Below are 26,274 nucleotides of genomic sequence, written 5' to 3' on the forward strand. Positions count from 1 at the left end.
TGCCGACAGGGAGGCCCGCATGACCCGTACCCGCTCCGGGAGCCGCCGCCTGGCCCGCATCGCGCTCGCAGCGGCCTGCACCGCCCTCCTCGCCGCCACCCAGACCTCCCAGGCCTTCGCCGCCAGCCGCACCGTCAGCTTCGAGTACCAGCACCTGTGGATCGCCCCCGAGTTCGAGACCGGCAACGGCACGATCACGCTCACCGTGAAGAGTTGCAACCACACCAAGTCCGACATGACCATCACGCTGCGCAACACCGACGGGCCCAACACGGACATCGGCCACGAGCGCGTCAAGTGCGCGGAGGGCAGTAGGGCCTCGTTCGACGGTCTGAAGGGGGGCACGTTCGAGTTCGAGCTCGGCAAGCTCGACGACGGCACCACGTTCAAGGGAACCGCCACCTACACCTACCCCGCCCCCAAGTGATGCGGGGCACCAGTCCTGCCCGGCCGCCCGACAGGCCGGACAGGGCACACCCGGGGTTCCCGGCAGACAGGTGCCGAGTTCGAGTCGGCCGTCAGCGGGCGGCGACCACCAGCCGCTTGACCAACTGCACCGTTTCTGATCTGCGGCGCAGACCCGGTGGGTGAGGCCACCGCACCCACCGCCGTCACCTGCGGAATCTACCCCAGTTCGGGGTGCTGATCGCCTCGCCCGGGACCGGGCCGTCAGGCGCGGCGCCCGACTCCTCCCTCGCGACACGCTCCATCCGCATGCGCAGGTCGGCAGCCCGCGGCGAGACGAAAAGGCGTTCCGGGGCGGCGAACGGCAGGACGGGCGGGAAGCGGTAATCCTGCCACAGCTCGGCCAGGTCGTCGTCGGGCCGGTTCTCGGGGGCTTCGAGCCAGGCGTGCAGGACACCGTAGCCGCGCGTGGCCAGGACTCGCTTGAAGACGGCACGGACACCGTCCGGCCCTCTGGACTCCAGAGCGGCGATGTAGGCCTCCAGCTGTTCGGACGCGCGCTGGTAGCGCTTGCGGAGCGCTCGCTCCTTCTGTCTGCGTTCCCTGTCACTGGTGGAGCTGATCGATATCCGGCTCGAGTCGCGGAGCAACAGGACGTCACCCCAGCGCCGCACCTCCGCGCCATCGTTCATCCGGCCGTAGGCGTCGCCCCGGTCAGCGGTGACCAGTTGGACGCTGGCCGAGGCGTTGAGGGCCGCGGAGGCGTAGCGGAAGGCTTCCGACGCCCCGGCAGCGAACGGGTGGTACCCGAAGCCTCCGAACATGTCCACCTTGAGCAGCCCGACCGCCCTGCCGGGACGCAGCGGCAGCACCTTCATCAGCTCGGTCGGGGTGGTGCGGAGTTCCTCTCCCGAGCCCGAGGCCTCGCCGGCTCCGGTCAGGCCGCCCCGGGAGAGCAGCAGGTCGACCTCGGTGATTCCGGCCCTGTGCAGCAGGACCGGGTGCAGTGGGACTATGCCGCTCTCGCAGACCACGAACGGCGCGGCCCTGACCACCCCGTCCCCCTGTCCCCAGTGGTACTGCTCGTCCTCCCAGAGCCGTGACTCCCACGGGATCCGTGCGTCACGCCCCTGTTCTGCGACCAGGGCCAGCCAGGCGAGGTGGTCGGCGACCGCATCGCGGCGGACGGCCTGGAAGACATCGTCCGGGTAGGAGATGAAGCCGTCACGAGTCAGCCGGATCGCGGCGGCGGAGTTCTGGTCCGCGATGTCGATGACGGGCTGTTTGAGCTGCTCGATCGGCGCCATCACGTTCTTGTCGAAGTTCCGGTGCAGCGAGACGACGCGCACGCCGTTCAGGAAGATGTGGGACTTGAAGGATTCCGGCGACGGCGTCCAGAGGACCTCCCCGTAGGGCGGGAGCCGGAGCCTGCGCCAGTGTGAGCCCGGGGTGAGCCGGGTGAGCTGGCTCGCGATCGGCAGGAACGCGCCGTTGCGGACCACCCCGCGCACGACCGGTGGGTCGGTGTTCCGGAACCAGTCCCAGGCGTCCGGGTCTTCCAGCAGGTTCTCGGCGGTCCGCTGGTCCAGACGAATTCGCACGGTGGTACCGACGGGCGCCCGACATCGGTAGATCTCCGTCGTGTCGTCGTGCTCGACGAAGCGGAAGCAGACGCCCTCGTCCTCGGCGGCGGCCATATGCCGGGTGATCACCTGGATCTCCGAACCGAGGAGGAACGCGGCCATCACGCCGACCCCGAAGCGTCCGATCCGCAGTCGGCGCGGGCGGTTCCGCAGCTCTGCCACGGCGGGGTCCGCGGTGGGATCCCACGTGCCGCCCACAGTGAGGAAGTTCTGGCGGACGACCTCGGCGGTCATGCCGACACCGGTGTCGCGCACCTCCATCCACTGGTCCCAGTCCTCGGGCGGGGTGTTCCCGTCGTCCAGCAGAGCGGTCCCCAGACCGGACCGGTCGGTGATGGCCATGACGATCCGGTGGTCAACAGGCTCTGCGTTGGGTCCGGCGCGTCCCGCCTGGATCGCCTGGCGCGCCCAGACCGCGTCGAGGGCGTTCTGCAGCAGCTCGCGAACCCCGACCTCCGGCCGATGGCCGTACAGCGGCCGGACCAGCAACGGCAGTACACCGGAGGCGTTGAGGGTCAGCCGTCCCAGTTCGGGTTCGAAGGCGAGGCCGGATTCGCGAACGTAGCGGCTGGAGTCGTCGATGTTGCTCCTGACGACCGGGAAGCGCAGCCGGAACACCGCCTCGCGGCCGACGGGGTAGTTGCGGGCCAGTACGGCCGAACACTGGTTGACAACCTGGCGCAACTCGATCACCGCAGTGCGCAGGCCCTCCAGCAGCCGAGGGTTGTCCGGGGAGCATACGATGCGCAGCGCCTCCGCACCTTCCTCGCTCTCCAGGCGGATGTCGTCGACTTGTCGTTGCAGCCGGCGCTGCCAGTGGTCGGCCGTGCTTGAGGTTCGCACGGGGGTGAGGGTCTCGTCGGCCGAGACCTCCATCAGTGGGCGCATCCACAGGGCCACCCGTAGCAGCGAGCCGAGGTAGAGCACTCGGCAGCCGGCCACGAACCGTGCGCCGCCGAGCAGTTCGATGCAGCGCTCGGCGAAGGTGTCGGGCGGGTCCGTGAGCGTGCGCAGCAGGACCGAGACGACCTCGCCGCACCCTACGAAGGGCTCGTTGTCCGGCAGCGGCGGCGCCGTGCCGGTGGTGCCGGCCGCTGCGGCGAGCAGGTGGCCGTGCGCTTCGCAGAAGAGCTCGACCGCGCGCTGCTCGGCCTCGCCGAGGTCGGCGGCGAGGGCCTCCAGCGCCCTTGGGTCGGGCTCCTGCTCGCATCCGGCCTGTTCCTGCCAGAGACGCGGTGACATGGACTCGACTGCGTGCACGTACGTGGACCAGGTGGCTTGCAAGGGCCGGTCACCCGCGATGGCCGCAGCCAGCTCGTCGACCGGCAGCTCCTCGCACCGGGCGACAGCCAGCGCGACGGCGGTCAGGACGACCGCATCGCGGGCGGAGAGACCCTGCAGCGCCTCCGGCGCGGCCATCGCGGTGGCCAGGTCCATGAGCCGTCGGCACCGTCCGAGGACAGACGGGGTGTTCGCGTGGCTGCGGAACATCGCGTCCACGGCCGTCAGGTGGGCCGGGGCCGAGGCCAGCAACCTGCGTAGCCGTGCAGGTAGGGCTTGGTCGGTGGCGCTCGACCAGCGGCCGGGCCCGTGGGCGGGCAGGAGGCTGGCCCAGTTGCCGCTCCGCGCGTGGTGTCGCGCATTGGCGGCGGCCAGTTCCGCGCTGAGCGCACCGGCCGGAATGGCCCAGCCCCCGGAGGGGCTTGCGGCGCTGCGTGTCGTCTTGACCACTCCGCAGACCCGGTGCGTCCGCAGGTTCATCAGGGGTGCGCCGCTCATCCCGGGGCTGGCGTGCGATCCGGCGCCCAGCTTGAGCAGTTGTCCGTCCCCGGTGTCGTGCGTGCCCTCGAAGGTGAAAGTGGCCGGCTCGGCCGTCGGCGGCTGCCCGCTGAAGATTCCGGTGAACCCCAGACAGTGCAGCCGGTCCTCCAAGCCCGGGAGCTCCTGGTCCAGCAGCACGCACTCCGCTCCGGGTATCGCCACCTCGATGACCGCCAGGTCGGGGAAAGGGTACAGCGCGCCGCTTCCCCGCTCCGGGGGGTGGAGCGCCGCGATCCGGCCGGTGAACTCCCCGTCGAGGTGGGCGACCCGTACCTCCGGGGACTGTGCGGCAGCCACTACATGGGCGCAGGTCAGCACCCGGCCCGGGGCGACGAAGAACCCGGTCCCGCCTGGCGCCCCGGGGGCGGTGAGCCGCACCAGGCAGCGCATCAGCACGCCGTCGACCGTGTCGGGATCCAACACGATGCCCCCACCGCCTTCCGTCCATATCTGGCGTACCTATGGATCGACTGACAGTATCTCAACTCACTTGCAAAGAATGTGATTTCATCAGAGCAGAGGGAGTCAAATGGAACCCGGAGCCTACGAGGTTGACCTCGGTGACGGCACCACAATCCTGGTCCTGGCCCGCACCGCGGACGGCTCCGAGGCGGGCCCCACCGACGTCGGTCTGCGCCAGGCGATGTCGTTCACCGCGGTCGCAGGCGCTGTCCGCCGGCTCAGCTCCGAGCTGCACGATGCGGTGCGCGCCGCCCGGCCGGACGAGGTGGAGATCGAGTTCGGCCTGGAGCTGGGCATCAAGTCCTCCCGCCTGCTCGCCGTCCTGGCCGATGGCGAGTCAAAGGCGACCTTCCAGGTGCGGTTGAAGTGGACCGGGAACTCTTCGGGGGACGGGGCGGAGGCCTAGAGGAGCGGACAGAACCGTGTGACACCCGTGTCCGAGCGCGTCGGCTCGTTCACCGAGTGGGCGCGCACCCTGACCGGCACCGGCAAGACCACGATCATGCGCCTGGTGCGGGAGGTCGCGGACGCCCATCGGATCCCCGTCCTCGGCCTGGCCGGCGGCCAGGTGCAGCCCGACCTGCTCGCCGCCGAGGCGGGCATCCGGGCGGAGAACATCGCCCGGTGGCGGACCACGACGTCTCCGACACGCCAGTTCGTCTTCGGCTGTCGGGTGAGATCACTGTGCTCGACTCCGGAGGCGTCCGACTGGGGACTGGGCGCGGATTTCGTCGGTCTCGAAGGACACGCGCTTGTCCCGGCCGGCGAGCACAACCGTTCTTCCGCTGAGGCCGGCGACGGTCGTGGGCCAGCCGGACCAGGCGTCCACCTCGAAGTTCCTCACGCCGACGCAGACCAGGACGAACTCGACTGCGTTGTGGCCGCGAGCCCGCCACAGGTCGGCGGCACCGACCGGGACGGCGAAGGCGGAGAATCCCAAGGTGACGGACGCTTCGCGCTCGTCGATGTGGACGGAGTCCAGGTGGTAGTCCACCAGGGGTGGTGGGGGTGTGCCGAGGACTTCGCGGATCGCCTCGGGGTTGGCCACCTCGGCAGACCAGTCACGCTCGCTCATAGAACACCTTCGCAGTCGTGGGAGGCAGCATCCCCTGGTGCAGGCGCTGGTCAAGGGAACTCGCGAACCATCGCCGGGCGGTGTAAGGGTCCGCGTCGCCGGAGCGATAGGCGTTGAGACGGCCCACCTTCAAAGCGTGCGCGGTGAAGTCCAACGAGAACTCCGGACCGCTCACCGCGATCCTGATCCGGCGCTCGCGGGTCTGGACAGGGGGACCGAACCGGATGTCGACCACGGTACTGTCGGGGACACCTCGCATCCGCAGGTCCTCGCCCACCGCGAAGAACTCGATCTGGGCCTCGAACCGGTCACACCCTGCTTCGGTCCAGTCCGGCGGGGCGAGGTCGGGAAAGCGGGGGAGCTCGACCCGCAACGTCACAGCAGGGCCGTACGGACTGAGGTGCACCGATCTGAGAACCAGGCACTCCAAAGCCGGCAACTCGGTGTAGAGCGCGGTGAACCGCTCGGAGTGGACCAAGAACTGCGGCCATGTGTCGGCTGACATGGGTGGGACCCTTCGCTCCGGGTGCTTCGTGCCCGGCGAGACAGGAGAGATCGACAAGACCGGCGACTCCTTGCCCCAGGCGGCAGTCGGAGATCACCGAAGTGCACTTGAGCTGGGAGGATACCGCCCGTCCGGTCCAGGGACGCGAACAGCGCACCGCCCCGCTCGACCGCCCTGGCCAGAACCTGCCGGGCTCCTGGCCGAACGAGCGCGGCCGGACGGCGCCTCAGCCGCGACGCCGTCGCCCAACGCCTGAGCGCCATGCCGGCGTCCGCTACCGGCCCGTCCCGGGCGGCGAGCGGACCGCCGCCGATCATGAACCTGCGCTGCAGGTCATCCCCGTCTCGGATGGAGCAGAGCGGTTCCCGAAACCGCCGCCTGACTGGCTCCACACATCCCGCCGAAAGCATGGCCAGTCACTGGCGAAGCCCCGTCAGCGCGACCGCCGACCGCCGACCGCTTTCCGGACCTTCCCGGACGAGAACGACGTCCTCGGCCGAAGTCCTGGCGAACCCTTGGCACTTGAGCCCGATCAACCAAGATTCCCGACAGAGGCAAGCCAGGACGGCTCACGCGTTCCACAGCTCGGCGAGCAGCGCCTGCACGAGGGGGTTCGAGCTTGTGGGATGCGCGCAGAATCGGTCCTTGAACTGCGCCGCGATGTTCTTCGCCTCCGTGCGGATCGCCGGGGGATCGTAACGCGCGTACTTGTAGACCCACATGACGTAGAGCGTCGCGCGGGCGTAGCCGCTGCCGGGTTCGAACGTCGCGTCCATGCCGCTGTCGACGGCGGGGGCGCCCGTCCACGCGGTGCACGTGGCGTGGCCGGGGTCGCCCGGCTCGTTGTGCCGGCTCTCGTGGTTGAACAGGTAGAGCGAGTGGACATACGGGGCGGCCACGGTTGGCGTCGCCGGGTTGTTCCACCACGTGGTGAACGTGCGATTGAGGTTGATCACTCCGCCGCCCGCCATGTTGAGCGGGGTGTCCAGCGAGACCCGGACCGTGTGCGTGTTCAGCCGCACCTGCTCGTAGGCGGTCGTGGCCGTCCCGTAGGGCAGCGGCTGGGAGAACCGCTGGTGGCGCAGGACGTCGAGTTTGGCGATGACGGCGGTGCGGGACGGGTTCGGGGAGGTCTGGTCGAAGGGGAAACCGGGATACGAGGCCCACTGCTGGGTCGGGTCGCCGGCGGTGCCGTCCACCCAGGAGAACGTGAAGTCTCCGAGCACGCGGCCGATCTCCGACGGCGAGGGTGGTGCCTGGTACAGCGCCCCCAGGTCGGCGAACACGCGTACGGTGACGCTCTGCTTGAGGCGCTCCTTCAAGGCGGTGATCACATGTGTGCCGGGTGACAGCGTGACGGTCGGCGAGCCCGTGCCGAGCGTGCCGTCGATGCTCGACTGCCAGGCGATGCCGTCGCTGTTCCAGGACGGCCCGGTCGTGTTGAGGATGTTCGCGTCGAGTGAGGTGGTTTCGCCGCTGACGAAGCGCTCTCCTTCGAGCGGGCTCTTGATGTTCATGGACCCGCCGAACCACGGGGACATGCTGATGCCGGCGTGGTTGACGTTGTACCCGAGGCCCATCCGCTTCACGACGCTGCCGCTGAGCGAGAGCGTCCACAGGTAGGAGAAGCCGTCCTCCTCGTTCGCCACGAAGTAGAAGAGGTTCTCCGACGGTGAGTGGCACAGCCCGCCGAACACGCGCAACCCGGCGCCGAAGAGTTTGGTCACGGTGCTGCTCGTCTTGATGGAGTAGAACCAGGTGAAGTTGTCCTGCGTGATCAGCGCGTAGAAGGTGTCGCTCGCCTGCACGTAGGTCAGGCCGACGGCGACGCCGAGGGCGATCGTGAACAGTTCGCTGGCCTGGCCGCTCATGGTGATGCGGTAGAGCTTGACGGTTCCGTTGACGTTCGACAGCGCGTAGAAGCAGTCGTCCGCGCCGTGGTAGGCGATCCCGCCGGTCATGTTCTGGCCGGTCGGGCCCAGGACCTCCAGCGCTCCGGCCGTGCTGATGCTGCACAGGAGCGGGCCCTCGGGATTGGTCGGCGCGACGGTGTAGTAGAGCCGCGTCGCCGGTTTGTATGTCAGCCCCGCCAACTGCCGCGCCGGGGCGATGGGCTGGTTGTTCACCGTGCCCTGGATGTCGATGGTGGTCCAGGTGGGATCGGTGCCCGGGTGCTGGGAGCCGATCGTGTACAGGTCGATCATGCGAACCGCCGCTTGCCTAGAGGACCGCCGTGCGGACGAAGCCGCCGCAATGCGGACAATGCTGGCACGGGCGGCGGGGCAGGTGTGCGAGGCGCGAAACGTTTACCCGGGTGGCGCGGGGCTGCGTCGCACGGGGCAGCTCCGCCCGCGGCACCACCCCGTTCGAAGGTGTTGGGCGGCCCCGACCGGTAGGGCAGCGCGCGATCCCCAGTGTCAGTGGCGGATGAGAGTCTCCCGCCGGGGGCCGATGTACTGATGGGAGGTCAGGATGGCGAGGGGACGTCCGCGAAAGGACCCGCGCGATCCGGTCGTGATCATGCGCGCGGCGGGGTTCGAGCCGTTGGCGCCCTACCCCGGCTCGGGCGCCCCGTGGCGGTGTCGCCACGAGGTATGCGGGAAGGAGGTGACGCCGCGGCTGGGCGTCATCTCCTCCGGTCGGCAGGGCGGCTGCCGGTACTGCGCCGGCAAGGCGCCGATTCCCCCGCAGGACGCGGAGGCGTTGATGCGGGCGGCCGGGCTGGAGCCGTTGGAGCCGTATCCGGGGTCGATGAGCCACTGGCGCTGTCGGCACGAGGCGTGCGGGCGGGAGGTGAAGGCCCGGTACTCCAACGTGAAGCGCGGAGTCGGGATCTGCCGGTGGTGCGCGCCCAATGCTCCGGTCCGCCCCGAGGACGCCGCCGCCCTGATGCGGACGGCAGGGCTGGAGCCCCTGGCGCCCTACCCGGGCACCGACACGCCGTGGCCGTGTCGGTGTGCGACCTGCGGCACCACCGTGACGCCGACCCACGGGTCCATCAAGCAGGGCCAGGGCGGGTGCCGGCCCTGCTCCCGCAAGAAAGCCGGGGTCGGTATCAGCCAGGCGTGGGCCCGCCGCCGGGAACTGCCCCGCACCGACGGCGACCAGGCCGCCGTCGAGCTCCAAGGATTCGGGCTGACACCGCTGGAGCCCTACCCGGGCCCCGCCGGGAGCTGGCGCTGCCGCCACACCGTGTGCGGCCGGGACGTCGAGATCCGGGTGCACAACCTGCGCCGGGGGCTGCGGGCGTGCCCGTACTGTCCGCCCGCACCGGGCGGGCGTCGCCGCTGGCCGGCGGACGAGGCCGAGGCCCTCATGCGGGCCGCCGGCCTGGAGCCGCTGGAGCCCTACTCCGGTCGCCGCCAGCAGGCGTGGCGCTGCCGCTGTACCGGCTGCGGCCGTGAGACCGCACCATCCCTCGGCGGCATCCTGGCAGGTCAGGGAGGGTGTCGGCGCTGTGCTGACAGGAGAGCGGCCGAGGCCAGGAAGACCGACCCCGAGGTCGCGGCAGCGGACATGCGCGCCGCCGGACTGGAGCCCCTGGAACGGTACGTCACCTCGATGACCCCGTGGCGGTGCCGCTGCACCACCTGCGGCAACGAGGTGACGCCGACGCTCATGAAGATCCGCACGGGCGGGGGCTGCCGATTCTGCGCCAGCCACGGTTTCGACCTCACCGCCCCCGCTCTCGTGTACGTCATGCGGAACCACCGGCACAACGCGGTCAAAGTCGGGATCGGCGGCACCGCCGGCCGCAACGAGCGGGTCGCCCACCACCGCCGATCCGGCTGGGTCCTCGTCCAGGACTGGCATTTCGCCACCGGCGTCGAGGCTCACGCCGTCGAGCAAGCCGCCCTCCAGCACCTGCGCGATGCCGGCCACGGCCCCTACCTCAGCCGGGACATCATGCCGAACGGCTGGACCGAGACCTTCGACGCGGACCTCGTCACACCCACCGCGCTCGCCGCGATCGTCGAGACCAACATCGCCGACCTCGCCGGGACGGTGACCCCGGTACCGGGCCGGACCATCCTGCGGCCCGATCGCTGGAGCACCCGTTCAGGCTCTTCCACCCCCGGGCGGCGGCCGTCGGCCCGCAGGGCCGGTCGCGGTCAACTCCCGCTCTTCTGAGACCGAGCGGCTGCCACGGCGAAGGGCGGCGCCGCGATCGGCACCGCCCTCGCGGCTCCCGCCCACCGGCCTACTGCCCCTGATCGGCGGGGCGGTAGACGGCTCGATCGGTGTCGACGCGCTGAAGGATGCCGTCCGATACCAGGTCGCGCAGGATCTGCCGGGCCCGCTTCTCGTCAACGGCGTGGCCGATCTCGTGAAGCGCGGCGACGGAACGCTGCGCGTCCCACTCCCCGCCTTCGGTGCTGATCGCTTCGGCGAGGCGGTCCTTCTGGCTGGCGAGCTCACCCTGCTGGTGGGTGGTGACGGTGGCCTGGAACGCGGGAAGGGCTTCGGTGCGGATGCGGTAGCCGGCGACCTTCCCGAAGCCGGGGCCCTCGGCGAGGACGGGGGAGACCTGGTCGGCGATCCACCAGTTGCGGCGGACACCGCGCTTCAGCGCCGCCTTGAACGCGCCGCTGCTTCCGGTGAGCTTGCCCTCGCCGCTCGGGCCGCGCAGGACGTCGGCCGGATCGCCGACCGGGTCACCGAGGCCCCGCATCCGAGATAACGCTTGCGTCACGACCGGAGATCGCGTGCAGCAGTCGCGAGTCGGGCTCCGTCAGGTTGGGCGGGGGAGCCAAGGGGGCTTCGGGAGAGGCGAAGATGCTCAAGAGTCACGAGCCGGGTGACCATGCGAACTGCTGACATCCCGGCGTTCACGGCATTCGTGCATGCACGGTCGTCGGCCCTCTTCAGGACCGCACTGCTGCTCACCGGCGAGCGTCATGTGGCCGACGATCTGGTGCAGTCAACGCTGGAGCAGGTCTGTCGGCACTGGCGCCGGATTCGCTCTGCCGACGCACCGGAGGCCTACGCACGCCGGATCCTGGTGAATCTCGCCAACGACCGCTGGCGCAAACTACGGGGACGTGCGGAAGTGCCCCTGGACGACGGCATAGGGGGCGGGTGCGTCGATCCGTACAAAGGTCTCGTGGTCCGCGACGAGTTGATGCGCGAGCTGCAGTCCCTGCCCGTCGGCATGCGCACCGTCCTGGTACTGCGGTACTTCGAAGATCTCGACGACGCGGAGATCGGCCACTTGATGAACATCTCTGCCAGCTCGGTCCGATCCCAGGTGGCCCGGGGCCTGTCGAAACTCCGGTCGACCGTCGATGCACAGGCACTGCACGCCCGTTCGGGAGGGGCGGCATGAAGGACTACGACCTGGAGGAGGAGCTGGCCGCGGCCATGCGCGACCGTTCACGGCAGGAACCGTCGCCCAGCTACGACGTCGATGGCCTCATCGGGTCGGTACGGCAGCGCCGCCGGCGCCTGCGGACAGGTGCGGCCGCGGCCGTGGTGATCGTGGCCCTGGGCGCCGGCTTCGTCTCTCAAGCGGATCACGACCGTGCCTCGGTACCCGTACAGGCATCGACCGCGTCGAGTACCGCCATGCCGCCTTCACCCCCGCTCATCGAGCGGTCCTCGCCCACGGCGTCGGCACCGGCTTCGGCACCGGCTTCGGCACCGGTGTCGACACCGGCTCCCTCGGCCGACCCGGCCCGGACGACGAACACCCTGTTCCTCTCTGCCCTGCGCTACCAGAATCCGGCCACCCGCTCCGAGGTGGATCCGGCAGCGGTGGCAGCATTGTTCGCCAACGAGTCCACGTACCAACGGATCTGGGGAACCGACTCCCGCGGTGTGACCTGCGGTGCCTTGGTCGACGGCGTGCTGGCGTCGGGTGAGGTCCTGCTGTACCAGGGGATTGAACGGCTCGACCAGACCCCTTCCCTGGACTTCGACGGGGCCACGGGGAAGGTGACCGACCTGACCTGCACAACGGTCGCCGGAGGCAGCAAGGGGGGCGACCCCACGGTTTCCGGCTTCTACGGCGGGCTGGTGGCGGCCACCAAGTCCGGTGACTCCACGGCAATGGCCACGCTCGGGAAACAGTTCGTGACCGAAGACCTTCGATCCGACCGGGGCCAGGGCCCGACCGCCGGCACCTGCTCCTTCACCACCCCGTCCTTCTGGCTCGCCGACAACCCCTCGTCCGGAACTCTCACCCACGGATGGACCGTGAACCTCGGCGGCCCGCACGACTTCCCGATCGAGATCGACGAGAACGCGAAGATCGCCAGATCCTGCGGCAGGTGAGCCGCACCAGCCGCCGCTGAGGCGGACGACGCCGGACCGAGCGCGCACAGCGGCGCGTCCGGAACACCTGCATGCCCTTACCCGCCCATAGGCGATGTCCGCGCGCCCGGACATCGGAAAGCGAGTGCCCGGATGAAGCATCGGACAGCCTTCGTCATACCCGTGCTCATGGGCGCCGCCATGGTGGCCCACGTTCTGATCCCGGCCTCGGGTCCGGCCGAGGGCGCCCCTCCTGACCCAGTGTCGACGTCAACTCCGTCAGTGCCGTCCGCGCCAGGCACGCTTGCCGGGCAAGAGCTTGCCGTCGCGGGTACGACAACGCCGGAGCAGGCCGTGCGCCTCGCGCTCGACGGGCTCGGGGCACACCACGGCCGGTACGCTCTCGCCGTCGAGGACCTCACGTCGGGCCGCTCGGCCACCTACGGTTCGACCACCGAGACCTTCACCTCCGCGAGCATCATCAAAGTCGACATTCTGGCCGCCCTGCTGCTGCAGACGCAGGACCGCGGAGGTCAACTCAGCTCTGCTCAGCGGCAGCTGGCCTCCGACATGATCCGCGCCAGCGACAACGACGCGGCGCAGAAACTCTGGATCGACATCGGCAGACGCCAAGGTCTGGACGCGGCCAACGCCCGACTCGGACTCACCCCGGCACACGCCGGCCAAAGGGGACCCTGGGGACTGACCCGGACCACGGCCCGTGACCAAATCTCCCTCCTGAAGGCCGTGTTCACGCAGGACTCCCCCTTGAACGCCGAATCCCGGTCGTACGTGCGGGCCCTCATGAGCGCCATCACCGACGGACAGAACTGGGGCATCGGCGCCGCGGGAGCACCCGGCGACCTCCCCGTACTGAAGAACGGCTGGCTCCCGGGCGGGACACCTCAGCTATGGGTCGTCAACAGCGTCGGCATCGTCCAACGCGCGGGACACGCGTTGCTCGTCGTCGTCCTCACCGACGGTCAGCCCACGCGGGAGGCCGGCATCGCACTCATCGAGCAGGCCGCGGCGACCGCGGTTGAGGCACTGCTGAGTACGCCTTGAAAACGCTCACCGGCTTCCTGCTGGCGGCTCGGCTCGCGGTGCCGGTCGTCGCGGCCGCGCTGGACGTCCCCGGCTCGGTGGCCGCGGCCGTCAGCCAGCTGAAGTCCGCCGGCTCTCAGCGACCCGCCCTGGCGCCTCTGGTGATCGGCCCCGAGGCCGACCCCGAGTTGTCGGCGGCGGCCGCCGAGGAGACCGGCTGCCCTGGCGCGGCGCCGCTCGGCCCACACCCAGCGGTGGCCCAGCTGATCACCTCCGGCTACCTGGCGGTGCTGCCGCCGGCCGTCGCAGCCACCCTGCGGCCTCGGCATCCGCGGACGTCTCGTACCGGTGTCAAGGCACCCGTGGATCCGCGTTCCAGCGGCAACCGGAAGTGAGACGATCACGGCGGCAGTTCTGGCGCGCTGCCATCGGCCGTCGGCGGCACCGTGGAATCCAGCGGTCCTGGCCCGAGCCCCGAACGGGTTCGGGCGTCGCACGATCACCGGCGCCCGTTGCCGAGCACAGGCACTGCCCCCGCCGAACGGCGCTGCCGCCTCCACGGACGAGACGGACGGCGCCGAGGACGAGGTGAAAACGACGGTTAGGCGCGGATGTGATCCGTGGCAACGGCATCGGCCGTGGCCTGTACCTGCCCGGCCCGGTTGCGATCGGCTGACCCTGGTGCGAGCGTGGCGGTTGAAGGGCATTGCCCGGGTACTGTCTGGGACACGCTCTGCCAAACCTCTGATCATCAGACGCGAAAAGACATCGAGGCCGGTTCTCGCCAGCTGGACGAATTCTCCCATAAGGAATTCGGCCGACCCGGGCAGCCTCGTCGCCTCGTCATGACAAGCGTAGAGGGCGACAGCCATGCCGCTTCCCACTGAATGGCTCTCAACCATCCAATCTGCCAACTTTCCGGACCGCACCATCCGCCATCGGGACTTCCTCGCCTACCTCGATCCCAATCCGGGATACGACTTTGCCGACGGAGACTTCGTCATTGGCCCGGGGCTGGCTGACGGGCGGCTGTTCTCCATCCAGTCGACCAACTTCCCCAACTACTACCTGCGCCACCAGGACTTGCGGCTGAAGCTGCAGCAGTACAGCCCCGGCGACGACCAGTTCGCGCAGGACGCCACCTTTGAGCTGACCCCCGCGCTGGCGTACGCGCAAGTCGACAAGGCCGGTGTCTCCTTCCGTGCGTACAACCTCCCTGACCACTTCCTGCGCCACTCGAACTTCGAGATCTGGCTCAACAGGTACGATGGCTCAGAATTGTTCCGGCTGGACGCGTCGTTCTGGGTCAATGAACACTCGGGCCACATTGGGTGAACCGGAGCGCAGTTTCGTAGGCGGTCGCTCATGCCGCCCACTGTCGCCCACCTGGCATGCCGCGCGAGCACGATGCCGGGGTAGTGCCGGTGACGTTAAAGCGCAGGCCAGTGGCCACTTCGTTGTTTTTCGGCGCGGACGTTGCACTCCTCAGAGGGAGTTTGATCTCGTGGGTTTCGTGATGTCCGGCTTCAGGTTTCCTCGCCAGGTTGGCGTTGATTCGCCGGCAGGGCGGCGGGTCATGTTGTCGATCATCACGAGGTGGATCATTGCTTCGGAGCGGGCAGGGAGGGCTTCGTAGCTGCGGACGAGGCGGCGGTGGAGCATCAGCCAGCCGAAGGTCCGCTCGACGCACCAGCGCCGGGGCAGCGGCGAACCTCCCGTGGCCGTGGGGTCGCGGTGGACGATCTCCGTGTCGATGCCGAGGGTGGCCGGCGTGTTCGATGGGGTATCGGCGGTAGCCGCCGTCGACCCAGGCCTTGGTGATCGTGGGGTGGTCGGTGGCGGCTCGAATCAGCAGTCGGGAGCCGGCGGCGGAGTTCCTGCACGCTGGCGGCCGTGAGCCGACGCGCGTCGGTCGGTGGCCGGAGTCGGCTGCTGCGCCGGCGCATCCGCGCCATCACGGTCGTCGCCGAGCAGTGGCCGCTGGGCGCCCGGCTGGAGGCCCGTACCGAGGACGGCCACGCGGACCTCTCCACCCTGCGCCCGCTCGCCCTGACGCGGTGGGCGGTGGTGTTGCTGCGGGCGTGCCAGGTGCTGACACCGTGTGCGGTGCCACCGTCGGGCAGGCCTACCCTGGTCCGCGACAAGGGGAGGGCGGGGTCGTGGACTTGATGGTGTGCGGCAGGCGTTGGGCGGTCGTGGTGGGGGTGATCGCGGTCGTGGTGTCAGGGTGTTCCGCGGGGGAGGGCGGATCCGATTATCCGTTGCCGTACAAGCGGCGGGACGCTTCGGTTCTGCGTCGTATCGCGCTCGCCGACCCGTCCACGCGGAACACGGTCGTGGCGGCGGACGATCGTACGATCACGATGGAGGTTGCCTGGAGCGGCTGTGATTACAAACCTGACCTGGTGGTGCGGGAGACGGACAAGCAGGTCGTACTGCTGCTCAGGCGCCGTGACGCGTCGGGTCCGGACGTCGGGTGCGAGGACGGCGGCATCGCCGAGCTTAAGGTCGTGCTGCGTCAGCCACTTCGACCCCGGTCACTGACCGACGCCGTCACTGGCGAACCCGTCCCCTACACCCATGCCTGACAACAGCCCGTACGATGCTGTCGAAGGTTCAGAGCCAGCGTGCCGGGGCGCAGCTGGGCGAGATCGCCTCTGGGACGTCAGCTCCGCGCACACGGGGATAGCTCCGCCAGTTCCAACAGCCAGGTTCAGTGGAACATGTCGGCCCCGCGCTCGCGGGGATTGCGCCCGCGCGGTCAGCCAGGAATCCAGGACGGCCGAGACAGGAAGTTACGAGCCGCGGAGCTGAGAGCCGGGAAGCGGGCGGCCTGGACTTCGCCTTCATCGCCAGCGGCGGAGCGGGCCGCGCGTGAGGTGGAGGGCGGCGTGGCGGTGGCGGAGCTGGCGGGCGTAGTTGGGGAGGCCGAGGCTGGAGGTGAGGAGGGCTGCCTGGTTGAAGACGGTGGAGGCGAGGTCCGGGTCGTGCTGTCGGGAGGCCGTGTCGGCCAGCTCGGTGAGCCGGCCGACACGGGCGTCGAGGGGCAGGCACGCGGGCCGGGTGCGGGCGACCGGCGGGAAGCGCTGGGCGATCGGTCCGGTCGGGTGCACGGGGGTCACTCCCAGATGACGGTGATCGGGTGGCGGGGGCGGTCCAGGACGAAGCGGCCGGCGTTCGGGTCCGCGGTGGCGGGGGTGTCGGGGAGTTCGAAGCGCAGGGGTCGGTCGCGGAAGCCCGTGCTCCAGGCGCGGATCTCCTCGGCGACGAGGTCGGCGAGGGTGGCGCCGGCCAGGCCGTGGCCGATGACGCCGGTCTCGTAGGTCTTGCGGCCGTCGGCGTCGGGTTCCCCGGGGCGAAGGGTGAGGTAGGCGAGGGAGTCGGCGTGGACGGTGGCCATGGCGCCCCAGCCGAACATGGGGGCGATGCCGCGTTCGCGGGCGGTGCCGGTGACGCTCATGCGCATCAGGGAGTTCGGGAGGCGCAGGGCGAGGTAGAGGTCCTGGTACTCGTAGGTGGTGCCGGCCGGGATGGTGACGCCGGTCCAGACGCCGTGGCGCTCGGTGTCGAGGACGCCGAGCAGCAGGTCGGCGTCGACCACGTCGGCCTGGTCCTTGTGGACCTGGAGAGTGACGTCGCCGTGGTGGGTGAGGGCGACGGTGCGGCGGGCGTCGCCCATACTGCCACGCAGCGGCATGAAGACGGCGAGCTGGTCGTCGAGCGACACCCAGCCGCTCTCGCCGCGCTCGAAGGCGATGACCCGGCTGGCGGTGCCGCGCAGGCGCAGTGGCAGGACGATCCGCCCGCTGGGCTTGACCTGGTGGAGCCAGGCGGTGGGCATCTCGCTGGTGCTCACCGTGGCGATCACCCGGTCGAACGGGGCGGCGTGGGGGTGGCCGAGGGCGCCGTCGCCGAGGACCACGTCGACGTTGACGATCCCGGCGTCCGCGAGGTGCTTGCGGGCGCCGTCGACGAGGTCGTCGTCCACGTCGACGGCGACGACGTGCCCGTCGGGGCCGACGATGGTGGCCAGGTAGGCGGCGTTGACGCCGGTCCCCGCCCCGGCCTCGAAGACGCGCTCGCCGGGTCGGGCGGCGAGCTGCTCCAGCATCAGGGCGACGATGGCGGGCTGGGAGGCGGCGCTGATCCGGGTGCCGGAACCGTCGGCTTTGGTGTAGGTGGGGTTGTCCGCGTAGGCGGCCTCCAGGGGGACGCCGGGCAGGAAGTGCTCGCGGGCGACGGTGCGGAAGGCGGTCTCGACCGCATCGGTGTGGATGGCGCCCTGAGCGAGCAGACGGTCGGTGAGGTTGTTACGCAGCCGCTCGGCGGAGGTGGACGCGCCGTTGCTGAGAGTAGTCACATGGGCGACCCTAGTGGTTGTGCGGATGATGGGCTGCGAGGACGTGGGGCCCTCACCGGAGTAGAGGACGGTGTCCAATGCGCGTGCGGTGCTGGCGGATTGGTGCTCGACAGGTACGCCGGCGCGGTTGGCGTGGAAGATCATCAGGTGGACGAGGACGGCGCGCAGCCCGCGGGTGAGGCGGCCGTCGTGGGACGCGCGGACGAGGTCCTGGTCGGCCTTCTCAAAGGCGTCGACTCAGCGGATGGCTGGTCCGGGGACAGGTCTCCTTCATGCTCCAGCCCGGGGACAACCTCATCGTGAACCAGCGGCATCGTGCATGGCCAGGAGGCCATCGCCGCCGCCGGCAGGCGGCCGCTCCTCCCGTTGTTCCTGCGCGCCGGGCGCCCTCCTCGGTTCGGCCGCGTAGCAGGCCGACGGCACCGCTGACCCACCGAATCCCGCCCCTGGTCCAGCCGCCGAGCACGCGGCACAGGCGACGGGGCGGGGCCCGAACGGCGACGTCGATCGCCCGGAGCTCGTGATCGGATGCTAGATCCGCGCCTTCCGCACCGAGTGCCACACCGCCCCGGACAGCGCCAGCGTCGACCGCGGGACCGACAGGTGCTCGTGCTTCCGGTACAGCCGCCAGTTGTGCTCCACCAGCGCCAGCTTGTTCGAGGACAGCGACCCCACCCGGCCGGCCCTGTAGACCGCCAGCGGTTCCTTCAGGCCGCGGGCGTCATGCCCGTCCCTCATGATCGACAGCCATAGAGCGTAGTCCTGCCGCTTCGGCATGCCCGGCATCAGCCGCGTGCCCAGCACCGTCCGGTCGTACATGGCGGTGAGGGTCCCGATGTGGTCCTGCACCAGCATGTCGCGGTACGTCACCCGCTCCCGTGCCACGACCACCCGACCGTTCGGGACGAAGTCGGCGGCCTCGCCCGTGTGGTCGCCGGCGACCTTGTAATACGAGGTGAACGTCAGTGGAGTATCACCCCCGGCGGCGAATGCGAGCTGCCGCTCCACCTTGCCGGGCAGCCACATGTCGTCGCTGTCCAGGAACGCCAGATACTCCCCCCGCGCCCGTTCCAGAGCGAGGTTGCGGGCCTTGGCCGCGCCGCCCTGCTCGCGCGCCGCCTGCGGGCGCACCCGCTCGTCCTGGCGGGCCAGGTCCCGCAGCAGGTCCATGGAGCCGTCGGTGGATGAGTCGTCGGTGACCAGCAGCTCCACGTCCGCGTGGGTCTGCGCGAGCACGGAGCGCACCGACGCGCCGAGAGTGGCGGCCGAGTTGTGTACCGGCATCACCACAGAAACCAGGGGCACGGCGTGCTCCTTACCCGGGTTGGAGTCGTCATGGATGTTGATGTCGCCGGTCAGGGCCACGCGGGGCTGCCACTCGCCGTGCGCGCCGCCGAGGTGGGCCACCGTGTCGTCGGTTACGACGTCAGACGTGGACCAGCACCGTATCAAGCAGCTCACCGCCAGTGAGTCCTACGTGGAGGACGTGACCTCCTCACGGCTGCGCCCGGTGCTGGACTCCGGGGCCTATTGCGCGACCGACGACGCCGGCGCGTTGGCGGGCTTCGCCATCGCGGCGATCACCGTGCCGACTCCTCTGCGGGACGGTGTGCCCGACCTGTCCTACGTCGAGTCCCGCGCCTGGACGCTGGGCGAGTCCGAGGTCCACGGTCGATCTGTGAGCGCGCCCCCACTGACTCATCGGATGGCGTACCCGTCCCACAGCGGGCCGCCGGCCAGGTCCGGCACGTCCGCCACGACCGCGGCGAAGGCCTTCGCATCCCCGGCGATCGCCTGCGGGGCGGCTTCGGACAGCGCGCGGTGCACCCCGGGGTGGGCCGCAGCCAGCCGTCGCGACAACCACTTGCCGCCGCCGAGCCAGTGCCCGCCGGCCAGGAGGGCCAGCTCCGAGGCACGCTGCAGCATGTGCGAGACCAGGTACACCCGCTCTGCGGGGTCCGTGCAGCCGCGCAGATCATCAAGCAAGTCGGTCAGAATATACCGCTGGTAGTCACGCTCTCGGTCCGTGAGCGGAGGCGGGCCCGCAGCCCAACGCCTTCGCGCCTCGTCCTGGAGCGAAGCGCCCAGCCCATCCGTGTCGACCAGGAGCATGCCGTCAGCACACATGGCGAGCAGCGGCGAATTACGCTTCGCGGTCTCCTGGTCGGCGAAGCTGTGCCAGACGGCCTCCGTTTGCACGAACAGCTCCACCGGCCAGCCGCGATGCACCAGGCTTTCCCGGCTGGGGGCGGGCGGTCCGTCCAAGAGGACCACGATGTCCAGATCGGACGTGGGCGTCCGGCGGTCGGTCAGCATGCTGCCGGCGAGGAAGGCCGCCCGGGCGGCGGGAAATCGGTCCCGCACCAGGTCGCGGGCGGTGAGCACGGGGTCATCCATGATCGCAGCGTACGTGCCGGCGTCGGTCACGCAGGAGGGCGGGTGCGCCGTACCGCGCGGGTTCTCCTACTTCTCATCAGCTTTCATGCGCTCCACGGACGCCGAGTGATTGTCCTTGGACAGCGAAGTTAGTCGGCTGCGAGCTGCTGACCTGGGCGGACTTGATTGGTTGTCACGGAGGATCACTGGCGTGGGCTGGATGTGCGGTCCTGGACGTAGCGTCTGATGACGCCGTAGGAGATCGAGGTCTCGTGCTCATCCATGAGCTTCGCCCAGATCTCTGTGGGGCGGTGTCCCGCCTCGATCATGGAGTCGACGAGGTGTTGGACAGGATCGATGGCGGTCGGCCGGCGAGGGAGCGGTTTGCGGGGGCGGGGTTCAGGGCCGTCCAGTGCGGCCCGGACGGTTCGCCAGGAGACGCTGTGGCGTCTTTCCAGGGCTCGCATCGAAAGGGCTTCCCGTTCGGCGTCGTGCCGTATGCGCCGGTAGAGCTCCTTCTTGTCGATCTTCGTGGACAGCACGGAGCTGGGGGCCGGCCTGCGCCGCCGTCGGGGTGGTCGGGCATCTGCCAGGGTTCGTTCAAGGAGTTCGGAGGGGCGGCCGGCCAGCGCGGCAAGGCGTTCAAGGCGGGGCTGTCCGAACCAGTTCGGTGAGCCGGTGAGGAGGCCGTGAAGGTAGCTGGGTTTGAGGTGGTTGGCATGGGCCAGGCGCCGGATGTAGGAGTCGGTCGGTTCTCCGGGACGTGGCCGGACCTGGATCGGAAGCCGGTGCAGCAGCGGTTCGGGGGCCGGGGTCACCCGCCGACCGCCTTCTTTAGCGGAGAGGCCGCGGTCTCTGCGGCGTGATCCAGTGGGATCGCGTCGATGGCGTCTTTTGTCACGCGTTCGGTGCCGCTGAGGATGGCGTCGATCGCGGCTCCTCGGATGGCGTGGGACAGGGCTCCGATCATGCCGTCGGTCCGGTTGTGGAGGTAGCGGTCGAGCTTGACCAGGCTGCCGGGCGGGTGATCGTGCAGCAGTAGGGTGTTTTCCAAGGTGGCCACCAGCCCTTTCCACTCGGCGCCGTAAGGGAACGGGCGGGTGGGGACGAGTGTGAAGCGGCCCGCGATCTGGGCCCCGCGGGTGCCGGCCAGCAGTTCGCTGTCCTCGACTCCGATGCCCGCGTAGACGAACGTCGCGGGCATGCGCTCGGAGAAGTACTTCAAGGTGTCGGAGACCTCGGCGCCAGAGCGGGTGGTCTGCGAGATGTTGTGGATCTCGTCGACCAGGACCAGGCCGGTGCGGGTGTCGGTGCAGACACCAACCACGGCCTCGATGATGTCGGTCATGTTCAGCCGGGACCGGATCGGCAGGCCCAGGAATCGGGCGAACTCTGCGGCGACCATCCGGGCGGTCGCTGCTGGCGGAACGGTGATGTAGAGCACCGGGATGCGGTCCGGGACATGGGGATGCCGGGCTCGGTCGAGGAGTTCGTGGGCCCGTCCGAGCTGGGTGATGGCGATGGTCTTGCCGGTGCCGGGTAGGCCGGAGACGATCAGACCGCGGCGGGCGCTGATCGCGTGCCGGTTGAGCAGGACGAGACGACGGCCGCAGGTGACCGTCTTCTCGACGAAGGACGTGGCGACCACGAGCATCCGGGCGTGGTGGTCCATGCGGGCCTCGTCATAGAGATCGCGATCTGTCACGGACAGCCGCTGCAACTCGTCGGGAGGCAGCAGGGCTGGGGGTTCGGGCGAGCCGTCGACGAATCTCCGCCATCCGTCCAGGGTGGTCAGCTGCCGGTTGGCCTCGACGTCGACCTCCCGCGGCGCGATGTGCCGGACAACCGGCTCGGAGATGGTCACGGGCGCCTCCAGGGGTTGGCGAGCGGGTCGAATAGGCCCAGCGGGATGACCTCGGCGAGGTCGGTGTCCGCCTCGTCGTCGTGTGCCGGCTGGGCTGCATGCGGGTCGGGGATCGGCCGGTCAGTGTTGGTGGCCCGGGTGCGGGCAGCGACGCGGCGGTCCCGCCGCGACCGCTTGGACGGGCGGGCCTTCTCCTCGCCGGGACCGTCGTGGGCGCGATTGAGCAGGGCTGCCGCCGCATCCGCGATCTGTTCCTCGGTTCCGCCGGGAACCTGTGCGCGGGCGTGGTCCCAGGCCATCTCGCCGAACGGGACGCCGACGCGGTGCAGCTGTTTCCAGAACACGGTGATCCACCGGTCTGCCCCGCCCCGCCGGTCGCGTACCCAGATCCGGGAGACGTCGTAGGGATCGTGGTGGATCTCCCACAAGCCCTTCTTCTCCGCGACCCCGGAGTGCTGACGACGCAGAGGGTTCAACTCATGGCTGTCGTAGGTGCGGTGCTTGATCCGGATGCCGTAGGCGTTGATCGCCTGCCAGCGTTCGGGCAGCAGCTCGACGTAGTCCTCGCCGTTCAGCGGGGCCGGGACGTAGCCGCACGACTCAAGCAACATCGCGTACTTCTCGTTCGGCGAGAACGCCCGTTTCGGGGCATCCGGGTCACGAAGCGCGTCATGGGGCCTGGTCTGCCAGACAGCGATGATCCATTCGTCCAGAAGGTCCTGGAGTTCGGGCAGAGACCACAACCGCCCGTTCTCCAAACCCCGGCCGCGGCGGTCCGTCGAGCGTCCGGTGTAGCCCGCGACGTACTGCGCGAACAGCGTCGCCACCGAGCCCAGGGTCTTCTCGATCGTGCCCTTCTCGAAGGGCGAAGCCTTGTGCGTCGGCTGGAGCGTGATGCCCAGATAGCGGCAGGACGCACGGAAGTTGTGCGAAATGAAGACCTTTCCGTGATCGCAGACGATCGTCTCCGGCACGATCACCGGCCTTGCCGCCGCGTGTGCCAGCCGCTCGTCCAGGGACAGCAGCCGACGGTGCGGCAGCACCGAACGGGACATCCGCAGAGCCTGCGACCAGCCCGGCCGCACCGTCTCCGGCGTGACACTGCGGGCCAGGAGAGCGGAGGCATCGGCCGCCTTCGTCGACGGCCGCAGCACCGCCGCGGTGATCGACCTGGTCGCGATATCGACCATCGCCGTCATCTCGACCTTCTCTGCGATCCCGTCGTCCAGCCGCACCAGGACGTCCAGCGGGGTGGAGTCGATCTGCATCAACTCGCCCGGAGCACTGGCCGGCACCTCCCCGAACGGGCCGGACGGACGTGTATGCACCGACCGCCGCGTCGTCGCGGAACCGGTTGCGTGCGTCCCGGTGGCCAGCTTGTCGAACAACCGGTAGAGCGTGCGGTCGGACGGCACTTCGATCCTGCCCCCGTCCTCGCGGGACACCAGAAGCTGCTTGGCCCGCCAGACGACGAAACCAATTGTCCTCGACGACGCATCGCCTGTTTCGGCGATCGCCTGCTGCATCGCCTCGACCACCGCCGGGGCGACCCGGCCGAAGGCGGGCATCTGCTTGGCCGACCGGCCGTCCGCCAGCCCGACCAGTCCGTCGCGCTGATAGCGCTGGCGTCGCTGCTTGACACCACTGGCCGTCACCGGATGCCCGGAGACCGTCAGCTCGGCCGCCTTGGCCCGCTCACGCTCCGCCAGTGAGTGCCGGCCCGGGTCGAACTCCGGTCGGGGCACCGTCCCCCGGGGAGCATCGGGCTCCAGCCCGTGAAGCACCTCCAGAATGTGCCTCTCCCACCAAAGGGCCTGGTCAGCAGCACTCTTGGGAAACTCCGCGAGCCGCGACGTCGGTGGAACCCGCCGCCTGCCGTCCGTCATTCCGCACCTCCGTAGGACAGGCCCGCGACCGTGCACGGCCCCAGAAGTTCCTCCTCCAGCCCTGCGGCGACCAGGTCGCGGCGCCAGAGCAGATGGAACAGCGAGGGAAGCGTCGCGAGCCGGTCTCCGGCGGCATCGGCCCCGGCCAGCAGCGGACCCGGCTCCGCGAAGACCTCCAGCAGCCGGTCCGCGGCAGGGCGACGCAGGCAGCGAGGGTGCCGGTAGCGCGAGAGCCACCGCACGTTCGCCAGCAGCACCGGCTCGGGCACCCCCACCCGCTCGAAGTCCCACCCGGCCTGGACGCAGGCCAGGCGCGTCACCGCGAACGCCTCAGCGTCCTGCGGCGCGATCCGGTCGTCGGCGCGGACGTCGACCACCACAGCCGAGCCGTCCCCGCGGCGAACGAAGTAGTCCGGGGCATGCCGCCGTTCACGCTCACCGTCGTGCCAGTGCAGCCAAAACGGCTGAGAGCCGATACCGACGACTGCCGGATCAAAGTCCATCAGCACGAGCCGATCGCGCTCCAGCCACGACTCGAAACCGACGTGCTGTCCGGTCGTCGCAGCCCAGTACCAACCGGGAAAGTGACGCTCACCCCGCGACCAGCGGAACGGCCGAACGGGAGCAACATACTCGAACCGAGACGTCACGCAATCCAGCATCGGACGCCGCACCCGTCCGTGTACGGGGCTCATGTACGACAGCTCGACATATGCCCCGACGGACTCCACACCCGCCGGCATGGCCACCCAGCACCCCCAGCACGTCTACCTCACGCGACTAGGTTCGCTGGCAATGAGACCCGAACGGCTGGATTCACTGTCAAACGCCTCGAATGGATGACAGCGGACACGAGTGATGCTGGCTTTGTTCACGCTCAGCAGCAGCGTATGTCCGCGAGTTCTGGCAGCAGTTGAAGGGTGCCAGGCTCGCGGATGTTCACGAGAAATGGTCCTGGCTCACTTTCCGTGGAGGGCTGACTGAGCGTTTTCAGCTTCGCCACCCCAGGGTGACGCCGTGGCCCTCGCTTGAGTCCTGGAAGCTCATCGGCTGGGCCCGCCGGACACAGTGGGTTGTCTGTGAAAAGTTGCGGGCGGTCACTTCACTGAGGGGCCGACCCCGCACTTCGGGGCGGGAAGATGATCATGGGGAGGGAGGAACACACGCTCGAAGTACCATCTCTGCAAGGTTCTTCGGCCGATACTTCCCAACCCACAGTGGCGTGGTCGGGCGGAGACATCCCTGTAGAGAGGACGGAGGGCAAAGGGCGATGAGTGTGACTGGGAGTTGGTCGCGTGTGATGACTCTTCTTCGGGAGCACGCACCGGCCGATCACGCAGATCTGCCGGGGCCCGCTACGGAGCAGATGCTCGCGGCAGCCGAGGAACGGATGGGGATCTCCCTGCATGGGGACCTGCGGACGTGGCTGTTGCAGAACAATCTGGATCTGCCAGAGAGAGACGTCGACGACGAAGTGGCATGCTGCGGCTTCGACGGGTTCCCCGACGAGGGAAGCTTCTTTCTGGGCATCCGGGCGATGGAGAGGCTCCACGCGAACCGCTCCACGTCCTGCGGATTCGACCCTCCGGACCAGCCGGACTCCCCGTTCTGGCGGAATGAGTGGATCCCGTTCCTGTCGGACCAGGACGGCTGGATGGGAAAATTCGTCGATGTGCGGGACGGGCGCGTCGGCAGCTGGTTCATGGGTGACCCCACGGTCACGGGCGAGTACGAATCGATGGCCCAGTATTTCGACTCCGTGGCGGAGACGCTGACGAGGATCGCCGAGGGAAGCTCACCGGTCTGTCGGTTCACCGAAGGTCGACTTGTCTGGTCGTGAGACGGCTCCCAACTGGATGACGGCCATTGCCAATCCGTCCTCACTCTGGAACGGCAATGGGATTCAGCAGCATTGACGTTCCAAGGTGAGGATGGCTGCGGCGATGAAAGTCATCCGGTTGGGGCTGCAGCGGGCCCGGCGGAGGATCTGCCAGGACTTGAGTCGCGCGATGCTTCGTTCGACCGGTGCTCGTGCCGCTGACAGGGCTCGGTTGATCGCCCGCTCTGCTCGGGACGACGGCCGAAGCCGAGTCCGACCCCGCGCGGCGGGAGTTCCTGGAAGGGTTTCCTGAAGGCTTCGGCCTCGTTGATGACGCGGTCTGTCCTGTGCATCACGAGTAGAGAAGGACTCGCTTGCGGAGAAGATGAAAGCCGGCTCGGCCGAACATCTGGCGTTTGAGCACTTTGATCCGGTTGACGTGGCCTTCGACGGCCCCGGAGTTCCAGGGCAGGGTGAGGCCGGCGATGACTGCATCGCGGTCACGGTCGATGCCTGCGGCGAGGGTCTCCGGTCGGCGGAGGATCCATCCAGCGACGACCCGGGGTGACGGTGGCCGAGCCGTGACGGGCCCTGGCGAGAGCCGCTTCTCCCGGAAATAGGCGCGAACCCGCTGGTAACTGCCCTGATAGCCGAGCGGCACGATCTCCTCCCACGCTCTCCAGGCGTTCGTGCAGCCTTGGTTCCAGCGGTCATCCAGGTAGGGCTTGAAGGCGTCGAGTTTGGATGGTCGGCCCTGCCACT

The 26,274-nt window shown here is 69.3% G+C and carries 26 protein-coding genes and 2 pseudogenes; 12 read left to right on the plus strand and 16 right to left on the minus strand.

Translation table 11 applies throughout. The features are described 5' to 3' along the window. Positions 1 to 19 precede the first annotated feature (19 nt). Positions 20 to 427 (plus strand): hypothetical protein, encoded by a 408-nt coding sequence (locus tag ACFWP2_RS09145; protein ID WP_380449619.1) that lies wholly within the window; start codon positions 20 to 22, stop codon positions 425 to 427. A 184-nt stretch (positions 428 to 611) separates the two neighbouring features. Here ACFWP2_RS09145 and ACFWP2_RS09150 read toward each other — a convergent pair whose 3' ends face one another. Further along, positions 612 to 4,292: a trypsin-like peptidase domain-containing protein gene (locus ACFWP2_RS09150; protein WP_380449620.1), complete on the minus strand. Its 3,681-nt coding sequence runs from the start codon at positions 4,290 to 4,292 to the stop codon at positions 612 to 614. Positions 4,293 to 4,398: 106 nt separating this feature from the next. On the opposite strand from ACFWP2_RS09150, the gene ACFWP2_RS09155 reads away from it, so the two are divergent. Both ACFWP2_RS09155 and ACFWP2_RS09160 read left to right on the plus strand, forming a co-directional pair. Continuing rightward, positions 4,399 to 4,737, plus strand: a complete 339-nt coding sequence (locus ACFWP2_RS09155; RefSeq protein WP_380449621.1) for a CU044_2847 family protein — start codon at positions 4,399 to 4,401, stop codon at positions 4,735 to 4,737. Between the two features lie 27 nt (positions 4,738 to 4,764). Continuing rightward, positions 4,765 to 4,962 (plus strand): annotated as a pseudogene (locus tag ACFWP2_RS09160) (AAA family ATPase); the annotation flags it as partial. A gap of 48 nt (positions 4,963 to 5,010) precedes the next feature. On the opposite strand, the gene ACFWP2_RS09165 reads toward ACFWP2_RS09160, so the two are convergent. The 3 genes from ACFWP2_RS09165 to ACFWP2_RS09175 form a co-directional block, all read right to left on the minus strand. Next, positions 5,011 to 5,406, minus strand: coding sequence for an Imm50 family immunity protein (locus ACFWP2_RS09165; RefSeq protein WP_380449622.1), 396 nt, complete (start codon positions 5,404 to 5,406; stop codon positions 5,011 to 5,013). Continuing rightward, positions 5,393 to 5,911, minus strand: coding sequence for an Imm50 family immunity protein (locus tag ACFWP2_RS09170; RefSeq protein WP_380449623.1), 519 nt, complete (start codon positions 5,909 to 5,911; stop codon positions 5,393 to 5,395). Before ACFWP2_RS09170 ends, ACFWP2_RS09165 begins: the two co-directional genes overlap by 14 nt. A gap of 569 nt (positions 5,912 to 6,480) precedes the next feature. After that, positions 6,481 to 8,115: a hypothetical protein gene (locus tag ACFWP2_RS09175; protein ID WP_380449624.1), complete on the minus strand. Its 1,635-nt coding sequence runs from the start codon at positions 8,113 to 8,115 to the stop codon at positions 6,481 to 6,483. A gap of 403 nt (positions 8,116 to 8,518) precedes the next feature. Here ACFWP2_RS09175 and ACFWP2_RS09180 point away from each other — a divergent pair, with 403 nt between their 5' ends. Next, a complete protein-coding gene (locus tag ACFWP2_RS09180) occupies positions 8,519 to 10,042 on the plus strand; it encodes a GIY-YIG nuclease family protein (RefSeq protein WP_380449625.1) in 1,524 nt (507 codons plus the stop codon). Between the two features lie 70 nt (positions 10,043 to 10,112). Here the strand turns inward: ACFWP2_RS09180 and ACFWP2_RS09185 are convergent, their stop codons facing one another. Beyond that, a complete protein-coding gene (locus ACFWP2_RS09185) occupies positions 10,113 to 10,583 on the minus strand; it encodes a hypothetical protein (RefSeq protein ID WP_380449626.1) in 471 nt (156 codons plus the stop codon). Between the two features lie 132 nt (positions 10,584 to 10,715). On the opposite strand from ACFWP2_RS09185, the gene ACFWP2_RS09190 reads away from it, so the two are divergent. The 5 genes from ACFWP2_RS09190 to ACFWP2_RS09210 all read left to right on the plus strand — a co-directional run bounded on the left by ACFWP2_RS09190 (position 10,716) and on the right by ACFWP2_RS09210 (position 14,542). Continuing rightward, positions 10,716 to 11,237: a SigE family RNA polymerase sigma factor gene (locus tag ACFWP2_RS09190; protein ID WP_380449925.1), complete on the plus strand. Its 522-nt coding sequence runs from the start codon at positions 10,716 to 10,718 to the stop codon at positions 11,235 to 11,237. Then, positions 11,234 to 12,184, plus strand: a complete 951-nt coding sequence (locus ACFWP2_RS09195; RefSeq protein WP_380449627.1) for a hypothetical protein — start codon at positions 11,234 to 11,236, stop codon at positions 12,182 to 12,184. The genes ACFWP2_RS09190 and ACFWP2_RS09195 overlap by 4 nt, the downstream gene beginning before the upstream one ends. 333 nt (positions 12,185 to 12,517) lie before the next feature. Beyond that, complete coding sequence (locus ACFWP2_RS09200; protein WP_380449628.1) at positions 12,518 to 13,228, plus strand: serine hydrolase; 711 nt, start codon at positions 12,518 to 12,520, stop codon at positions 13,226 to 13,228. Further along, a complete protein-coding gene (locus ACFWP2_RS09205) occupies positions 13,225 to 13,602 on the plus strand; it encodes a hypothetical protein (protein ID WP_380449629.1) in 378 nt (125 codons plus the stop codon). Before ACFWP2_RS09200 ends, ACFWP2_RS09205 begins: the two co-directional genes overlap by 4 nt. 475 nt (positions 13,603 to 14,077) lie before the next feature. Continuing rightward, on the plus strand, positions 14,078 to 14,542 hold the full coding sequence (locus ACFWP2_RS09210) for an AbfB domain-containing protein (RefSeq protein ID WP_380449630.1): 465 nt from the start codon (positions 14,078 to 14,080) through the stop codon (positions 14,540 to 14,542). 150 nt (positions 14,543 to 14,692) lie between these two features. Here ACFWP2_RS09210 and ACFWP2_RS09215 read toward each other — a convergent pair. Beyond that, positions 14,693 to 15,105 (minus strand): annotated as a pseudogene (locus ACFWP2_RS09215) (hypothetical protein); the annotation flags it as partial. Between ACFWP2_RS09215 and ACFWP2_RS09220 the strand changes: the two are divergent. Both ACFWP2_RS09220 and ACFWP2_RS09225 read left to right on the plus strand, forming a co-directional pair. After that, positions 15,101 to 15,376, plus strand: a complete 276-nt coding sequence (locus ACFWP2_RS09220; RefSeq protein WP_380449942.1) for a hypothetical protein — start codon at positions 15,101 to 15,103, stop codon at positions 15,374 to 15,376. The pseudogene ACFWP2_RS09215 and the gene ACFWP2_RS09220 overlap by 5 nt on opposite strands. Continuing rightward, on the plus strand, positions 15,367 to 15,795 hold the full coding sequence (locus ACFWP2_RS09225) for a hypothetical protein (protein ID WP_380449631.1): 429 nt from the start codon (positions 15,367 to 15,369) through the stop codon (positions 15,793 to 15,795). Before ACFWP2_RS09220 ends, ACFWP2_RS09225 begins: the two co-directional genes overlap by 10 nt. A 258-nt stretch (positions 15,796 to 16,053) precedes the next feature. On the opposite strand, the gene ACFWP2_RS09230 is transcribed toward ACFWP2_RS09225, so the two are convergent. From ACFWP2_RS09230 to ACFWP2_RS09265, 8 genes are all read right to left on the minus strand, one after another. Continuing rightward, positions 16,054 to 16,320, minus strand: a complete 267-nt coding sequence (locus ACFWP2_RS09230) for a hypothetical protein (RefSeq protein ID WP_380449632.1) — start codon at positions 16,318 to 16,320, stop codon at positions 16,054 to 16,056. Positions 16,321 to 16,325: 5 nt separating this feature from the next. Next, positions 16,326 to 17,567 (minus strand): methyltransferase, FxLD system, encoded by a 1,242-nt coding sequence (gene fxlM, locus ACFWP2_RS09235; RefSeq protein ID WP_380449633.1) that lies wholly within the window; start codon positions 17,565 to 17,567, stop codon positions 16,326 to 16,328. A gap of 531 nt (positions 17,568 to 18,098) precedes the next feature. After that, a complete protein-coding gene (locus ACFWP2_RS09240; protein ID WP_380449926.1) occupies positions 18,099 to 18,872 on the minus strand; it encodes a glycosyltransferase family 2 protein in 774 nt (257 codons plus the stop codon). A gap of 393 nt (positions 18,873 to 19,265) precedes the next feature. Beyond that, entirely contained in the window at positions 19,266 to 19,964 is a 699-nt protein-coding gene (locus ACFWP2_RS09245) for a nucleotidyltransferase domain-containing protein (protein WP_380449634.1), read from the minus strand. A gap of 182 nt (positions 19,965 to 20,146) precedes the next feature. Next, positions 20,147 to 20,761 carry a TniQ family protein gene (locus ACFWP2_RS09250; protein ID WP_380449635.1) on the minus strand — a complete coding sequence of 205 codons (615 nt, stop codon included), beginning with the start codon at positions 20,759 to 20,761 and terminating at the stop codon, positions 20,147 to 20,149. Continuing rightward, complete coding sequence (locus tag ACFWP2_RS09255) at positions 20,758 to 21,807, minus strand: TniB family NTP-binding protein (RefSeq protein ID WP_380449636.1); 1,050 nt, start codon at positions 21,805 to 21,807, stop codon at positions 20,758 to 20,760. The genes ACFWP2_RS09250 and ACFWP2_RS09255 overlap by 4 nt, the downstream gene beginning before the upstream one ends. Then, on the minus strand, positions 21,804 to 23,693 hold the full coding sequence (locus tag ACFWP2_RS09260; RefSeq protein WP_380449637.1) for a Mu transposase C-terminal domain-containing protein: 1,890 nt from the start codon (positions 23,691 to 23,693) through the stop codon (positions 21,804 to 21,806). The genes ACFWP2_RS09255 and ACFWP2_RS09260 overlap by 4 nt, the downstream gene beginning before the upstream one ends. After that, complete coding sequence (locus ACFWP2_RS09265) at positions 23,690 to 24,442, minus strand: TnsA-like heteromeric transposase endonuclease subunit (protein WP_380449638.1); 753 nt, start codon at positions 24,440 to 24,442, stop codon at positions 23,690 to 23,692. Before ACFWP2_RS09265 ends, ACFWP2_RS09260 begins: the two co-directional genes overlap by 4 nt. A gap of 551 nt (positions 24,443 to 24,993) precedes the next feature. Here ACFWP2_RS09265 and ACFWP2_RS09270 point away from each other — a divergent pair. Then, entirely contained in the window at positions 24,994 to 25,533 is a 540-nt protein-coding gene (locus ACFWP2_RS09270; protein WP_380449927.1) for an SMI1/KNR4 family protein, read from the plus strand. Positions 25,534 to 25,596: 63 nt separating this feature from the next. Here ACFWP2_RS09270 and ACFWP2_RS09275 read toward each other — a convergent pair whose 3' ends face one another. Together ACFWP2_RS09275 and ACFWP2_RS09280 are read right to left on the minus strand one after the other, a co-directional pair. Continuing rightward, positions 25,597 to 25,899, minus strand: coding sequence for a transposase family protein (locus ACFWP2_RS09275; protein ID WP_380449928.1), 303 nt, complete (start codon positions 25,897 to 25,899; stop codon positions 25,597 to 25,599). Next, positions 25,865 to 26,173, minus strand: a complete 309-nt coding sequence (locus ACFWP2_RS09280) for a hypothetical protein (protein WP_380449943.1) — start codon at positions 26,171 to 26,173, stop codon at positions 25,865 to 25,867. The genes ACFWP2_RS09275 and ACFWP2_RS09280 overlap by 35 nt, the downstream gene beginning before the upstream one ends. Positions 26,174 to 26,274: the final 101 nt, after the last annotated feature.

It is taken from the genome of Kitasatospora sp. NPDC058444 (assembly GCF_042721415.1).
Classification (GTDB): Bacteria; Actinomycetota; Actinomycetes; order Streptomycetales; family Streptomycetaceae; genus Kitasatospora.

Coding starts and splice junctions, on each gene's coding strand:
- ACFWP2_RS09210 (WP_380449630.1), top strand. CDS start 14,078: ATGCCGCTTCCCACTGAATGGCTCTCAACCATCCAATCTGCCAACTTT.
- ACFWP2_RS09195 (WP_380449627.1), top strand. CDS start 11,234: ATGAAGGACTACGACCTGGAGGAGGAGCTGGCCGCGGCCATGCGCGAC.
- ACFWP2_RS09145 (WP_380449619.1), top strand. CDS start 20: ATGACCCGTACCCGCTCCGGGAGCCGCCGCCTGGCCCGCATCGCGCTC.
- ACFWP2_RS09245 (WP_380449634.1), bottom strand. CDS start 19,964: ATGGATGACCCCGTGCTCACCGCCCGCGACCTGGTGCGGGACCGATTT.
- ACFWP2_RS09270 (WP_380449927.1), top strand. CDS start 24,994: ATGACTCTTCTTCGGGAGCACGCACCGGCCGATCACGCAGATCTGCCG.
- ACFWP2_RS09175 (WP_380449624.1), bottom strand. CDS start 8,115: ATGATCGACCTGTACACGATCGGCTCCCAGCACCCGGGCACCGATCCC.
- ACFWP2_RS09260 (WP_380449637.1), bottom strand. CDS start 23,693: ATGACGGACGGCAGGCGGCGGGTTCCACCGACGTCGCGGCTCGCGGAG.
- ACFWP2_RS09190 (WP_380449925.1), top strand. CDS start 10,716: ATGCGAACTGCTGACATCCCGGCGTTCACGGCATTCGTGCATGCACGG.
- ACFWP2_RS09155 (WP_380449621.1), top strand. CDS start 4,399: ATGGAACCCGGAGCCTACGAGGTTGACCTCGGTGACGGCACCACAATC.
- ACFWP2_RS09170 (WP_380449623.1), bottom strand. CDS start 5,911: ATGTCAGCCGACACATGGCCGCAGTTCTTGGTCCACTCCGAGCGGTTC.
- ACFWP2_RS09185 (WP_380449626.1), bottom strand. CDS start 10,583: ATGCGGGGCCTCGGTGACCCGGTCGGCGATCCGGCCGACGTCCTGCGC.
- ACFWP2_RS09165 (WP_380449622.1), bottom strand. CDS start 5,406: ATGAGCGAGCGTGACTGGTCTGCCGAGGTGGCCAACCCCGAGGCGATC.